General features: G+C 43.9%; 10 protein-coding genes. 4 read left to right on the plus strand and 6 right to left on the minus strand.

Features of this window, described 5'->3' with window-relative positions:
- Nucleotides 1–13: 13 nt before the first annotated feature.
- Nucleotides 14–1,075 (plus strand): carboxymuconolactone decarboxylase family protein, encoded by a 1,062-nt coding sequence (locus tag OQX62_RS06530; RefSeq protein ID WP_265830623.1) that lies wholly within the window; start codon nt 14–16, stop codon nt 1,073–1,075.
- Here the strand turns inward: OQX62_RS06530 and OQX62_RS06535 are convergent.
- On the minus strand, nt 1,067–1,198 hold the full coding sequence (locus OQX62_RS06535) for a hypothetical protein (RefSeq protein WP_265830624.1): 132 nt from the start codon (nt 1,196–1,198) through the stop codon (nt 1,067–1,069). The two genes, OQX62_RS06530 and OQX62_RS06535, sit on opposite strands and share 9 nt — an antisense overlap.
- A gap of 187 nt (nt 1,199–1,385) precedes the next feature.
- On the opposite strand from OQX62_RS06535, the gene OQX62_RS06540 reads away from it, so the two are divergent.
- The 3 genes from OQX62_RS06540 to OQX62_RS06550 are packed head-to-tail and all read left to right on the plus strand — an operon-like array spanning nt 1,386 to nt 2,929.
- On the plus strand, nt 1,386–1,628 hold the full coding sequence (locus OQX62_RS06540; protein ID WP_265830625.1) for a helix-turn-helix domain-containing protein: 243 nt from the start codon (nt 1,386–1,388) through the stop codon (nt 1,626–1,628).
- Nucleotides 1,600–1,947 (plus strand): HipA N-terminal domain-containing protein, encoded by a 348-nt coding sequence (locus OQX62_RS06545; protein WP_265830626.1) that lies wholly within the window; start codon nt 1,600–1,602, stop codon nt 1,945–1,947. Before OQX62_RS06540 ends, OQX62_RS06545 begins: the two co-directional genes overlap by 29 nt.
- Nucleotides 1,925–2,929, plus strand: a complete 1,005-nt coding sequence (locus OQX62_RS06550) for a type II toxin-antitoxin system HipA family toxin (RefSeq protein WP_265830627.1) — start codon at nt 1,925–1,927, stop codon at nt 2,927–2,929. Before OQX62_RS06545 ends, OQX62_RS06550 begins: the two co-directional genes overlap by 23 nt.
- Nucleotides 2,930–3,050: 121 nt before the next feature.
- Here the strand turns inward: OQX62_RS06550 and OQX62_RS06555 are convergent, their stop codons facing one another.
- The 5 genes from OQX62_RS06555 to OQX62_RS06575 form a co-directional block, all read right to left on the minus strand.
- Nucleotides 3,051–6,323: a TonB-dependent receptor gene (locus OQX62_RS06555; protein WP_265830628.1), complete on the minus strand. Its 3,273-nt coding sequence runs from the start codon at nt 6,321–6,323 to the stop codon at nt 3,051–3,053.
- A 2-nt stretch (nt 6,324–6,325) separates the two neighbouring features.
- Nucleotides 6,326–8,833: a phosphocholine-specific phospholipase C gene (locus OQX62_RS06560; RefSeq protein WP_265830629.1), complete on the minus strand. Its 2,508-nt coding sequence runs from the start codon at nt 8,831–8,833 to the stop codon at nt 6,326–6,328.
- A gap of 17 nt (nt 8,834–8,850) precedes the next feature.
- Nucleotides 8,851–12,063, minus strand: a complete 3,213-nt coding sequence (locus OQX62_RS06565; RefSeq protein WP_265830630.1) for a TonB-dependent receptor — start codon at nt 12,061–12,063, stop codon at nt 8,851–8,853.
- A gap of 120 nt (nt 12,064–12,183) precedes the next feature.
- Nucleotides 12,184–13,179 carry a FecR family protein gene (locus tag OQX62_RS06570; protein ID WP_265830631.1) on the minus strand — a complete coding sequence of 332 codons (996 nt, stop codon included), beginning with the start codon at nt 13,177–13,179 and terminating at the stop codon, nt 12,184–12,186.
- A 52-nt stretch (nt 13,180–13,231) separates the two neighbouring features.
- On the minus strand, nt 13,232–13,822 hold the full coding sequence (locus OQX62_RS06575) for an RNA polymerase sigma factor (RefSeq protein ID WP_265830632.1): 591 nt from the start codon (nt 13,820–13,822) through the stop codon (nt 13,232–13,234).
- Nucleotides 13,823–13,935 lie beyond the last annotated feature (113 nt).

Raw genomic sequence — 13,935 nt, forward strand, 5'->3', positions numbered from 1 at the left:
TCAACTTCAGCGAATGAGCACATCAACTATTTTTCAATCAACAATTGCACTCTTATTTATATTATCCGTATCAACCAGTATAGCACAGGAAAAAGATATCCGCATGACAGCATTAAATACACATCAGCAAACTCTGGCTGCAATATCAGCACTAACGGCAACCGGAAATTTACCAGAATTGAAGTCTGCCCTGAACAAAGGACTGGATGCGGGTCTTACCATCAATGAGATCAAAGAATCGCTTGTACAGTTGTATGCCTATTGTGGTTTTCCACGGAGCCTGAATGGCATCAGTACGTTGATGACCGTATTAGAAGAAAGAAAAGGAAATAATATAAAAGATCGGGAAGGTAATGATGCCACACCGGTAAAGAGTGGCGATAAGTACCAATCTGGAAAGCATAATTTACAACAGCTTACGGGGGTTGAAGAGAAAGGACCCAAAACCGGGGCTAATGCCTTTGCACCGGTAATCGACGTTTTTTTGAAGGAACATTTATTTGCTGATATCTTTAACCGTGATGTTTTGAACTATCGCCAGCGGGAGTTTGTCACCATTGCTGCATTGGCCGCCATTCCAGGCGTGGAGCCTCAGCTGAAAGCTCATCTATCGATGGGTAAAAATACAGGTATAACGGACGTACAGCTGGCAGAACTTGCCGGTGTAATCGAAATAAATGCTGGCAGAAGACAGGCAAACATTTTAAGGAAGTTGATCGGTCAACATGAATTGCCTGTTATACAGTCTGATATGATGGTGAGGATATCTGAAATAGAAATTATTCCGGACTACCTGGAAGAATATAAAAGCATTCTTCAGCAGGAATCATCACAGTCTGTAAAAATGGAACCGGGTGTGATTTCGATCTTCCCTATGTATCAGAAAGAGAACCCAACGCAGTTCAGGCTTCTGGAGATTTATGCCAATGCAGCCGCTTATCAGTCGCATTTGCAATCGGCCCATTTCAAACATTATAAAACCACCACCTTAAAGATGGTGAAATCACTGAAGCTGGTAGATATGGCGATGCTGGATCCTGCAACGATTGAACTCATATTCGGGAAACTAAAATAAAATGTCATTCTTATCGGCCTGGGTATTGCATGATTTTAATGTATTCAGGATTGCCGCCAGCATTTGCCGGTGGTTTTTAAACGTTGAAGTGCCCGGTTCAGAAGCAATTTCCTTATTCCACATGGATGTCTGTTAAGTATAATTGTGCTTGTTGCATATTAATACTTAGTCTAATCATTTCCTATTATAATATGAATCTCGCTACATTTTCTATAATTAAATCAGTGACTTTACTATTATTCATATTATAATGTGAATTTCATTGTATTTTCTATTTTATTGCTTATTTTTATATAAAAATCACATTATAATGTTAATTCATCTGTCAGATTTTATTAAAATGCGTCGTAAGGAGCTTAAACTGTCCCAGTCTTATGTGGCAGATCTTGCTGGGATCAGTTTGAATACGATTTCCAAGATTGAGCGTGGTGAGGCAAATCCTACTGTAGATGTGCTGGACAAGATTGCGGATGTATTGGGTTTGGAACTGAAGTTTGAAATTAAAGATATTTATAAATTAAGATATGCGGGCGGCCAGGATATTTCTGAATAATAGGTTGGCGGCTACGCTGACTGAGGAGAGTCGGAAGATGTACGTCTTTCGTTATGACGAAGCGTATTTTAATGATCTTTCTGCTCCTGCGGTTAGCCTGACTTTACCGAAATCAAAACAGGAATACAGGTCAGCTTATTTGTTCCCTTTCTTTTTTAATATGCTGGCCGAGGGGGTAAACAAAGAGCTTCAGAGCAGGCAATTTAGGATAGATAGGGAGGATGCTTTCGGGCTGCTTTTGGCAACTGCGGGGAATGATACTATTGGTGCGGTTACAGTTAAACCATTACAGATTGATGAGCTCACCAGAAATAAATAATTGCCCGGGAACTTTAGCGGAGGGTTTTGATACTTATAGCCAGCTGGCTTTACGCAGGGTGTTCTCCGGCAAGAAAGTAAGCCATATTTTGCCATATACTTCACCAGATAAAGATGGGAAGGATATGGAGCAGTTTATTGAAAACCGGAAAAGAATTTCCATTTCCGGGGTGCAGGAGAAAATGTCTTTACTGCTGGAGAAAAACAGACTCAGGCTTACTCAGGATGGGGAACAGGGAACTTATATTTTAAAACCAATTCCCAGGGATATCAAGCATGTCGATCAGGTTCCGGCAAATGAGCACTTAACCATGCAGCTTGCCAGACAGGTTTATAAGATCACTACTGCAGAAAACGCACTGATTTTTTTTGAGGATGGGGCAGCTGCTTATATCACTTTAAGGTTTGACATCAGGCCGGATGGTGGTAAATACAGGAAGGAGGATTTTGCCAGTCTGGCTGGAATGTCGAAGGATACCGATGGCCCTGATTTCAAGTACCATTATAGTTATGAGGAACTGGGGGGACTAATCAGAGAATTCGTGCCTTCCTGGAGGGTTGAAATGGAAAAGTTTTTTAAGTTGGTGGTTTTCAACTATCTTTTTTCTAATGGGGATGCGCATTTGAAGAATTTCGCGCTGTTGGAAACAGCTTCGGGTGATTTTGTGTTGAGTCCTGCTTATGATTTGCTCAATACCCGGATACATGTTGATGATCCGCATTTTGCATTGGATGGGGGGCTTTTTGCGGATGATTTCAAGTCATGGAAGTGGAAAAGGAAAAGCGGAGCACCTTCGGGATTGGACTTTATCGAATTTGCTAAGCGTATAGGTATTCAGGAGAACAGGATTGAGTCCATACTTGCACCGTTTCTGGTGCGGCAGCAACTGGTGGAAGATCTTATTTCCAGATCGTATTTAAATCCTGAACAAAAAAAAGGATATCTGCTTTATTACAACCGTCAAAGAAATCTTCTGAAATAGTTGCTGCTTGCTGGTTATATGCTTCATAGTGAAGTAGTCATATACTGAAGTCAGGAAAGTAATTGAATAGCTAGTTACATATCAGCTATGTTGAGTAAAGGCTGATGCAAGATTGGCTTGTTTAAAATATATACCTCAAACCAAACTGCAGCTGATACGCTGAATTTAAACTCACATCGTCCCTAAATGTATCCGTAATTAACTTTTCCCCAATTACGGCCAATTGAAACGCAGGTAATACAGAGCCACCGGGTTGAAGTGTATTCAGGTTTGAGGGTACCAGCAATGCGCTGGCATTGGGCACTTTTCTCAATCCCCAATTAGGGTTAATGAGATTGCCGGCGTTCAATATATCGCAAGTCAGCTGAAGGGTATGTGATTTCTTCCTGAGGTTCAGGTTCAGATCCTGACTCAGCCTCAGGTCAAACTGGTTTCGCCATGGAAATAGTGCTCCATTGCGTTCCGCATATTTACCTTTTCGCTTTCGCAGGTAGCTGTCCTGTTCTACATACTTGAAAAAGGCATCGCTTTGCGCTGCTGCACTAAATGTTCTTAAGCCATTACTGGTAACCACACTGAGTGGCGCAAATTGTATTTCAGAAGGATTTGCAGGTACGTAAATCAGCGAATTATTGGTGCCATCTCTGGTGAAATCCCTGCTGTAGGTATAGGAGAATCGTCCTTCATTTGAACCCTGATAAACCAATCCTATATTCAGCTTCAGGTTTTTTGCATATTGCAAATGATAGGTGAGCGTAGAAACTACCCGGTTAGGCATGACATATCCCGCATAACTGAGCTCGGGATGGTTCACTCCATTTACGGATGGAGTAGCATTGAGCGCAGAAAGCGTTTGGTCACCATCACCATCATGGTAACTCCTGGCCCTGCTATGACTGTAAGCAATGGAAAAGGATAAATTCCTGCTCCTTTTCTCAATCTGTGCAACTATAGATAAGTAATACCCTTTAGAGGAGTTATAGACCATCACTGCATTCAGCGGAGAGCTTCCCTGAGCATCTGGGATGCCTGAGCTATTCAGAGGATTGATGTACTTGTCTGCATTGCCAGAGGGATATACCAGCCTGTTGTCCGGATAACCCGGTATCGATAGGGGGGTGGGCGACTTTAAGTTTACATTTTTGAACAACACTCCACGCAGATCACGGTTAAATATGGTTTCAAGGGTAGCTTTGAAGTCGGCGGGTAGGCTGATGTCTAAGGCCAGGCTTGATTTCCAGCTTTGCGGCATTTTAAAATCCCTGGAAATGAGGCTGACGATGGAAGGTAAGGTGTTTCCCGTTGCTGCTATTGGATATGCGGGGGGAGCGGGGCTTAACAAGGCAGGTGTATTTTCTTTTCCCTGCCAGGCCTGCGTAATTTGGTAAAGACCCGAATATCTCGCCTGAGCGATAACCCATACATAGGGAATTCGGCCGGTAAATATTCCTGTTCCGCCTCTCAGCTGTAATGTTTTACTGGCATTTAAATCATACCTGAAACCCATTCTGGGCGATAACAACAGGGTGGGTTTGGGTAATTTTGAAGTATGTAATTGCTGACCATCGGCAAAATTCAGGCTCGCCAAAAGTTCATTTTCTTCGAGTGCGGCTGGATATAGCTGGATGTCAGACCTCACGCCGACAGTAATTTTCAAACGGTCTGACAGGTTTCTGGTCTGCTGAAAATAGGCTGATACATTCATGGCGTTGAAGCTGAATTCTGAGGGAACTGAGGCTGAATTCAGGGGATAGGTTAATGCGTATTCCTGTGGTTTCTGATGGGTCGCAAAATCTTCCCATGAAGCATAGGTATAATAACCTGTGGCAAAAGGCATATAGCTGTTATTAGTTTTGCTGTAGTCTACCTGAAATCCTGCCACATTGTTTGTCCTGCCATAGTTCCAGGTCAGGTAGTCTGTTAGGGAGAGTACTTTTACTTCTCTTTTGTTTCCATAAGTAAAAGGTTCATAGCCGAACGAGGTAAAGGGTACGCCATCCTTCAGGATATCAACAAAGGGAAATAGCTGGCTGTCTGACGTTCTGGGTTCATATTGGCGGGTGTAAGATCCGCGTATGGTGTTGGTGAGCTCGGCTCCGGGTTTACTGTTCCATTCTGCCGCGAGAGAATAGAAGTTGGACTGGGTAGTAAAGTTGGAATGATTAAAATTCAGTGCATTTGATGTAGTGCGGCCCATGGTGGAAGAATAGGGGATCAGCGGACTTCTTGATCCGTTTAAGAGTTCAGGTTTGCTGCTGTTGAGCTGATTGTAACGGATGCTGAATGTGTTGTTTGTGGCTATGTTCCAGTCAATCCTCCCCAGTACTTTACGGCTTTTATTTTGAAAGGTATAATCCTGATAGCTGCCCGTTTCATAACCGTAGGTTTCTTTTAAAAACAGGCTGATTTCATCCAGTTCTCTTTCCGTGGGACGTGCAATATTTGTCGCGCTCCCAAAGGGAAAGGCTTCAGTTGCTGCATGGAATACCTGTGGCGTATAACTTTCACGTTCCTGTTCGTAACTGAGGAAATAGAACAGTTTGTTTTCGATGGCCGGGCCGCCCATTCTAAACCCTTCCACATGATAATTATTCGAATTTGCTGTAAAACCTGGTTTTGCATTGCGGTCGGCATTGTTATATCCGCTATGAAAATAGGAATAGGCTGCACCTGTAATGTTATTCCCGCCAGACCGGGTAATCATATTCACAGCGGTACCGATAAAACCTGATTCCCAGATGGAGTGATAGGGCGCTATACTTACGGAAATCTGCGCAATGGCATCGAGCGAGACGGGTTGCGCGCCATTTCCTGGCAGATTTTGCCCTACACCAAAGTTGTTGTTGAATTCTGATCCGTCAATAGTGATGAAGTTTTGCCTGTAGTTTCCTCCTGCAACTGCTCCGCCATAGGCCTGAGGTGTTAACCGTATAAAGTCGGCAATACTGCGTTTGAGGGTTGGCAGACGGTCAAATTCCTGGTATCCGATATGAAACATCGGTCCCCGTTTTTCGGGCACCAGCTGTTCCCTTGCCGAACCTGTGACTTTGAATTCCGGAAGAACAATGGTTTTGCTGTGCACGGTAATATTAAATACCAGCGGTTCATCCAGTTTGATGTGCAGGTTGGCGTATTGGTAAGCCTCGTAGCCTGCATGCTGCAATGTGATCAGGTAGGGACCGCCGGGATTTACATTTGGCATAAAATACAAACCGGAAGAATTACTTACACATCCGTAAATTGTACCCGTATTCAATTGGGTCAAGGTAATGGAAGCCCCTGTCAATATTTCGCCCGTTTCAGTAACCACCTTACCCGAAATACTGGTTTTAGTATTCTGGGCACTGGTAGTTACTGAAATCAGGAGAAATATGATCAGCAGGTATTTGCGCATGATTAAACCATTCTGCCCATTAAAGGATCTGTTTTGGTCACTGCGCCGGTTTCTACACGGCCAGCAAATCTTTCACTGTAATCGTCTTTACCGGCAACTGTGATGGCGAGATCATACCAGTTGAAACTTTTTCCGAGTTTAATTAAAGTACTGGCTTTCCGCTTCGCAGCAATAGTTAAGGTCTTGCTTCCAGATTTGTAACTCAGATCTACAATTGATACTTCCTGTTTCCTGGTACCGGGGTTGTTTACCGTTAGAATAAGGTTGCCGCTTAATCTGGTAGGCTGATGGGGATCTGGTTCATAGCTACAGTTAATTTCCAGCTGCGGATGTGCCGCATTACCTATAAATTCCCTGTAAAAACCATTGGGGCCATACACTCTCAGGTGATAATTGCCGCCTTCAAAATCCGCGATCTTCCATTCATCTTCCAGGGTGTCTCCAGCAGCAACCGTATAATCCCACACACGCAATACTTCTCCCTGATAAGGGTTCATTGCATATACGGTGAAAGGCGATCCGGCAGCTCTTTTTCCAAATTGTTTTTTTGCTGCAGTAAAGCTGATCTTAAATGTTCCCTTATCGGCCATTCCATTCACATACAGTTCATAGGGCAGGGCATTTGCATCCCTGATGCCTTTTTCCTGCTGCGGAAAAAAGGCAGATGCTGCAGGGTTGGTATTGATGAGGGCGATTTCTTCCGCATTTAATTTCCTGTAATTATCCGGCACTTCCTTAAATTTAGCAGAATAGATACGCTCCATAAAGGCTGTTTTTTCTAAAAACGCCGGCTGAACAATCTTTTCCCCGTTATAAGGTCTGAAGGCCGAAGTAAGATCGCCGCAAATGCTTCTCCTCCATGGAGTAATATTCTCTTCAGTAATTTTCTTATTGAATTTTTTCCCGATAAAAGTTTCCAGGAACTGTAAGGAAGAAGTATGGTCAAAAACTTCCGAGCATACATATCCGCCGCGCGTCCATGGAGAAACAATTACCATCGGTACACGGTAACCCAGGCCAATCTGGCTGTCACGCAGATTGCCTTCTTTCATGGAAGGATTGGTCTGATGGGCCTTGGTGGCGAAATCCAGTTTTGGATCGAGTCCTGCCGATACCTTGCCCGCGTGTTCTTTATGGGGATGAGGTGGTACAAAAGGAGGGACGTGATCAAAATAGCCGTCATTCTCATCATAGGTTAAGACGAATACGGTCTTTTTCCATACTTCCGGATTTTTGGTCAGGATCTCAATCACCTCACTTACAAACCATGAACCGAACCAGGGTACGCCGGGATGATCGGAGAAGTTTGCCGGCGTCATCAACCAGGAAACAGTGGGCAGCTTACCCTCATTTACGTCCTGTCTGAACTGGTGGAGGATATCTCCTTTTGGAATGTTCAGTTCTCTTTCCACTCCTTTTTCAGTATAAGTTAAGGGACTGAGCTGATGGAAATCAGGGTCATTGGAATTGATCCCGAAGGCCCGGGCGTTCAGGTTTTTCGCCTGTTCCGATAAAGCTGCATGTGCTTCCGTGGTATAGCTCTTTTCCTCTTCTTCGGTTTTAGTGAGCAGCTTTTTCAACGCATCCAGACGCGTCTGCTGTTCTGCAGTCATGTTTTCGGCAGGGGCTTCCGCAAGTTGTGCCAGCAGCATTTTTTTCTTCTCCTGCAGGTTGGCAATCCCACCGGGATGCAGTCTCACATGGTACTGCTCAAAATATTCCAGTACGTTTGTGCCGAAGTTGCTGAGCCATGAACTTGATTCTCCGTTAAGGCCAAAGCCCATGGTCAGTTCATTCTGGTAAACTTTCCAGGCAATTCCATTTTCCTCCAGGCGCTCAGGATAGGTTTTCCAGTTCAGGGTAGGCTTATCATAATTACTGATATTCCATAAATGCGCCATACCGGTAGCACTGTTTTCTTCGCGAACGGTTCCTGTCATCCAGTAATAACGGTTGGGATGCGTACCTGCAATGACTGAACAAAAGTTTTGGTCGCACACCGTAAATGCATCTGCCAGGGAGTAGTAAAAGGGGAAGTCCTCCCTTTTGCAATAACCTACCGTTAAAGGCATATGCGCATAAGTTGGTTTGTATGGTTTTTTTACGTCCAGCCACTTGTCGTATTTGCCTCCATTGCGTGCATCGGTCTGGTCGGTCCAGTTATGCGGGATCGAACCCATCCAGGCTATTTTAGTTTCCTTAATGTCCAGATGAAATGGGGCATAGGTTTCGCCTTCCTTATTGGTCTGCAGCCAAACCTTGTTTTTGTTGGGTAAGTCGATCGCCCTGGGATCATTAAATCCTCTTACACCTTGTAAGGTACCTAATTCATGATCAAAAGAACGGTTTTCCTGCATGAGGAAAACTATATGTTCAGCATCATAAAACGTGCTGCCTACTGCCGGATCAATGGCCATTGCCTTTTGGATGACCGGTGGTAAGGTATTGATGATAGCAGCACCTCCGGAAAGGAGGGCTGCTTTTTTTATAAAATCTCTGCGTGAATCCATATGCTATAAATTAATGGTTAAAAGGAATACCGGGCACCCAACTGGATCTGGTAAGGTGTGCCGTTTGGCGTGGTCACCCCCACATTTTCGTTTACACGGTATTCATATTGTTGTTTTACCTGGTCAAACCGCGTCACATACAGTAAGCTCTGGTCGCCAAGGTTATAATTTACGCCCCACTTTTTGTTCAGCAGGTTGGCAAAATTGAATGCATCAAAGCTTAAGGTTAATTTCTGCGTTTTATAAGTTTTAAATTCCTTTTGCACCCTGATGTCGAATGTGCCTGAAAAAGGATTGATACCGCCGTTCCGGTTGGCGATCTTGCCCAGGCTTTCGAGTATATATGCTTTGGATCTGTTTTCGGGGTTATTTAAAATTTTCTCCATGGAAGCCTTATTTGCCGGGCTTATTGTCGGGCTGTTTGGATCGAACACAAAAGCCAGGTCATTGTCATTACCCGGGCCTCCGACAAAGTCGCCGTTAATATCTGCATCCACCGTCATGGAATAACGTGTGCCACCCATTCCCCTGAAGGTAGCGCTGGCTGAAAAACCTTTCCAGCTTGGCGTACTTCCGTATACAACCAGCTTGCTCCTGTATTGGTTGTCCGAATAATCTACGCTGCTGAGGTCGCGCGGATCAGATTTTACCGGTCTGAAAGTAGAGGTGTTCGCCACGTTTCCATTATAGGAACTGTTATCTTTTGCATCATTTAAGGTATAACTTACGTTCAGATAACCATCCTTCAGGTAGCGGTAACTGGCATCAAAGATCACTGCTGCCTGTCTTAACGTTGCACCATTGGTCAGCATCAGCACGCGACCAACCTCATTGGTTTTTCTGCCCAGTACATTATTAGTTGTACCCGATGCGGTGATAGACGCTGCCGGAACAAATACCGAGCGGTTCTCTTCATTGGCGAGGGTGAAATAGGGCTGGTCTACCAGGTTTTTATCCAGGTACACATAATTGTTTTTAGTGTAGGAATACAACAAGTTTACACCGAGTCTGAGCTGATCACCAATAATTTTATTGTAACTTAAATTGGTTTTAAAGATGGAAGGCATCTTTAAGTTCGGGTCATTCAGGTTAATGGTAGATACAAAAGGTACTCCTGCGATAATGCCGGGAGCAGTATTCGGGTCTGCGCGGTAAGCCGGGAAGTTTGGAACCGGTACCAGACTTGTTCCTGTAGCTGGACGTGAAATATCAATGGAGGCTACTTTGGTTCCGCTGTTCTGAATATTGTTTACCTGGGCATAATTTACAGGATAGGAAGAGAACAAACCTCCGCCTAAACGGATGATATCCTTTTTCTCTCCGTTGATATCCCATGTCAATTGTAGCCTGGGCTGGATCTTACCCGCGTCTGTGATCTTGCTGTTTGTTTTTAGTCCCAGTGTACGGTCTACCACCGGATTGTAATCAGCCGTAGAAAGGAAACTGGTTACGTCATAACGCAGACCAAACATGGCATTGATATGGGGTGCAATATCATATTCCACCTGCCCGAATAAGGAGGCATTGAGGATGTACTGCTGTACGGTGGGTTTACCATTGATCGGTGCCTCTCTTACGTACCTGGATGCATTGAGATTTTCAAATTCAGCAAGGTTGTTAAAAATGAAACGTCCGTTTTGTTCACTGGACAGGTAAGTGTCCATATAGGTTAAGGTATTGTCTGTACCAAAGGTGAATTTATATTTTCCGCTGGTATAGTAAGAAGTATTCACTAACTGTACCTGGTTTTCCTTGTTGTCTTCAGGAAAAAAGCGCTGTCCGCCCAGTTGCACAGTTCTGTTACCAATGGTACCGTTCGGTAAGGTAGATTTCACCGTTACAATTGCTCTCGGAATATTTGCTGCGGGCAATTCACTGTTGGGTACATAATTCCGGGTTGCGGTCTGATATTGTACTTTCAGCTCATTGAGGAGGTTAGGTTTAATTTGAGAACGAAGGGAAACGAGTGTGCTGTTTTCTTTTGATTTGAAATCTCCCCATACTTCAAAAAGATTAATGTTGGAGTTGTCGCTGTTACTAACAGGGTTGTTCCAGTCTGAATAGTTGTTACGGATGGTTAACCTGTTTTTATCGTTGATTTGCCAGTCTAAACGGGCAAAGAAAGTATTAGCAAGGGTTTTTCTTTTGAATTCACCTACCTGCGGACCACTGCCGAGACCGTATTTGGCGCGACCAATGTTGACTACGCTATCGAGCGCACCTTTGCTGATGCCGAGACTGATGGCGTCTGCATCATCGCGGATATCACCAATCTGGAAGGGCATACTTTCATCCTGACGGTCAAGAGCCGTAAAAAAATGGAGTTTATCTTTAATGATTGCCCCGCCTAAACTAAACCCGTATTGGTTGGTCGTGAATTTCTGCTCACGTTTATTTCCCCTGATGTCGTTAGGGCTGGCCAGAAAATCTGAACGGTAATAGTCGAAAACAGATCCTGTTAAGGTATTTGTACCTGATTTGGTGACTGCACTTACCGTACCACCGCCTTCACGTCCTCTATAGGTATCATACACATTGGTGGAAACTTCAAATTCACGGATCGCTTCAAGCGACAGGGAATAGGGGCCGCTGCCGATCGCACCCGAAGTAAGATTATTACGGGCACTTGCACCATCAATGGTATAGTTTGTAGAAGAAGCACGCTGACCGCTGATGTTTGTTCCGTTGGTAGTAGGAGCAAGGGCGGATAAGTTGTTGAAATTCCTGTTTTGCGTGGGCAACTGCTGAATATTCTGCGCAGTAATGGCTGTACTGGCGCCAAAACGGTCTATCCTTTTACTCAGTCCATTAGCGTTGATATTTACCTCTTTCAATTCGGTATTTCCCTCTGTTAAACGGAAATTCGCTACGATGTTATCCCCCTGGTTCAGGGAAAGGTCGCCCTTTACCTGTTTTGGAAAACCCACATAAGTTACTGTAATGGTATAAGGCCTGCCCAGGGGAAGCTGGATCAGGTTATAGAGTCCGTCTTTAGTAGTGGTGGTTACGGCGCGGAAACCTGTAGATTCGTTTCTTAATACGACAGAAGCTCCCGGAACAGGTACTCCTTTTTCATCTGTAACCTTTCCTGTAACTGAGGCATCGGTGGATTGTGCATTTGCATTGTATATGGAAAAGGAGAGTAAAATAACCAGTACGAGGCTATTCAGTTTCGTTAAAAACTGGCAATTTGTCTTTATTATTCGTGATAATTGGTAATAATATTGCATATTTAATTTCTTATTTTAATTTTTCGGGATTAATTTAAATCAGGCAGAGCTGCTTCAGCCCTGGCCGGAGCCGGAAGTGCGGGAACACTTTCGGCTTTTTTCGTTTGTTTATCTCTTATATCATGGTCTGGCTGGATTAATAATTAACTGTGATTGGCTGAGTTGGTAATTCATACCCGTAGCTATGGTAAGCCGCTGCAGTACGATTTTAAGATCCTCATGAGGAAGGGTCAGGTGATATTTCTGTTGTTCGTTTTCATGTTTTGTTACTTTAACCTCAATAGCATACTGCCTGGAAATTTGTGCGCCAATCTCACTCAGCGTAAGACCATCTGCGTAGATTTCCCGGTTAGTTCTCCAATTGCTGATCAGTTTCGCATGGTGCGGCGCAATGTCCGTCTTTCCGGAAAGGCTATGGTAGGTAAGTACTTCTCCTTTGAGGAGACCCTTACTGAGTAAACTCCATTGTTTATTGTTTTTTCTGGCCACTTTGACCTTACCTGTGTTTACCGCTACCTGGTAAATCTTAGCTTCCGGGTAAGCGCGGATGTTGAAGGATGTTCCTAAAACGGTGGTGAGCATATTTTTTGTGGCAATGCTGAACGGTCTGAGGGTATCGCGTTTTACGCTAAAGAAGGCTTCACCCTGGTCCAGGTAAACTTTTCTCTCACGGGAATGACTAAAGTCTGCCGCAACTCTCAATGTGGTGCCGGCATTCATCCATATTTCCGTGCCATCCTTCAGGGTAATTTTATTCATTTTACCATTGGGCGTATGGAAAACCTGCTCAGTTGCGAGTGGCGTATTGCTGTTTGACATCCGTTGCGGGTAATAGTAAATAGCGATACCGATCACCAGGAATAAGGAGCAGGCTATTCCCAGCCAGTGATAAGGTAGTTTGTAGGTTTTTGCCGGGTTGATTTGTTGATGGAGCCTTGCGGATATTTCCAGTCGTACTTGTTCCGCATCCGGTTCATTTTTTGGAAACTGATCAGCCGAGGCTAGCCGCTCGCCTTCAAACCAATCATCTATAATCGTCTTTTCCTCCCTGGCTAATTCATTATTTTGATAGCGGAGCAGTTTATCTTTTAAAAATTGTTCACTTTTTCTTTTCATTCAGCTACAAAGCGTATGAAAGGTCAAAAAGTACTTTGAGTAATTGTTAAGCTTATGTTAAGTTTAAAAGCGCGAGAGAAAATAGTGCCAGATAGCCTGCATCGCTGTTCAGCAATGCCGTTCTGAGTCGCCGTAAAGCTTCAGAAATATTATTTTTTACTGTCTGTTCTGAAAGGCGCAGCTCCAGGGCAATTTCTTTGACAGACCTGTTTTCAAATTTGCTGAGGCGGAAGCACTGCCGCATATTGAAAGGCATTTTCACCAGTTCGTTATCAATCTCCTGTTTCAGCTCTGAAGCAATCAGCCTGTCATCAGCTTCCTCCATCCTTTGCAGTTTACTGATCAGGATTTGATCTCCTGCCAGGCGTACCTTGTTTCTGCGAAATAGAGTAATGACTTCATTTTTAGCAATTTTAATCAATAAGGGCATCAGGGAATCGTCTGCGAACAGACTTTCTTTTCGTTTCCAGATTTCCATAAAGCTATTTTGCAGGATATCTTTTGTTTGATCTTCATCACCAATCAGACGGTCAACAAAAGCGTAAAGCGGCTTCCAGTGACGGTCAAAAAGGTGTTGAAAGGCAAGTTCATCACCTGAAGAAATCTCTTTGATCAACTCTTTATCTGATTTAACATTATCCATTCCATGCAAAATTAGATAAACACATATTAATAAGATGTTAAGGTTGCCGGGATTATTATGAGGCTAATGCAGGGGATTTTTTGAATTGACCCTGAGTAGCATCGGCCGGACCA

The organism is Pedobacter sp. MR2016-24, assembly GCF_026239655.1.
Classification (GTDB): Bacteria; Bacteroidota; Bacteroidia; order Sphingobacteriales; family Sphingobacteriaceae; genus Pedobacter.

Coding starts and splice junctions, on each gene's coding strand:
- OQX62_RS06545 (WP_265830626.1), top strand. CDS start 1,600: ATGCGGGCGGCCAGGATATTTCTGAATAATAGGTTGGCGGCTACGCTG.
- OQX62_RS06550 (WP_265830627.1), top strand. CDS start 1,925: ATGAGCTCACCAGAAATAAATAATTGCCCGGGAACTTTAGCGGAGGGT.
- OQX62_RS06530 (WP_265830623.1), top strand. CDS start 14: ATGAGCACATCAACTATTTTTCAATCAACAATTGCACTCTTATTTATA.
- OQX62_RS06555 (WP_265830628.1), bottom strand. CDS start 6,323: ATGCGCAAATACCTGCTGATCATATTTCTCCTGATTTCAGTAACTACC.
- OQX62_RS06560 (WP_265830629.1), bottom strand. CDS start 8,833: ATGGATTCACGCAGAGATTTTATAAAAAAAGCAGCCCTCCTTTCCGGA.
- OQX62_RS06570 (WP_265830631.1), bottom strand. CDS start 13,179: ATGAAAAGAAAAAGTGAACAATTTTTAAAAGATAAACTGCTCCGCTAT.
- OQX62_RS06540 (WP_265830625.1), top strand. CDS start 1,386: ATGTTAATTCATCTGTCAGATTTTATTAAAATGCGTCGTAAGGAGCTT.
- OQX62_RS06565 (WP_265830630.1), bottom strand. CDS start 12,063: ATGCAATATTATTACCAATTATCACGAATAATAAAGACAAATTGCCAG.
- OQX62_RS06535 (WP_265830624.1), bottom strand. CDS start 1,198: ATGTGGAATAAGGAAATTGCTTCTGAACCGGGCACTTCAACGTTTAAA.
- OQX62_RS06575 (WP_265830632.1), bottom strand. CDS start 13,822: ATGGATAATGTTAAATCAGATAAAGAGTTGATCAAAGAGATTTCTTCA.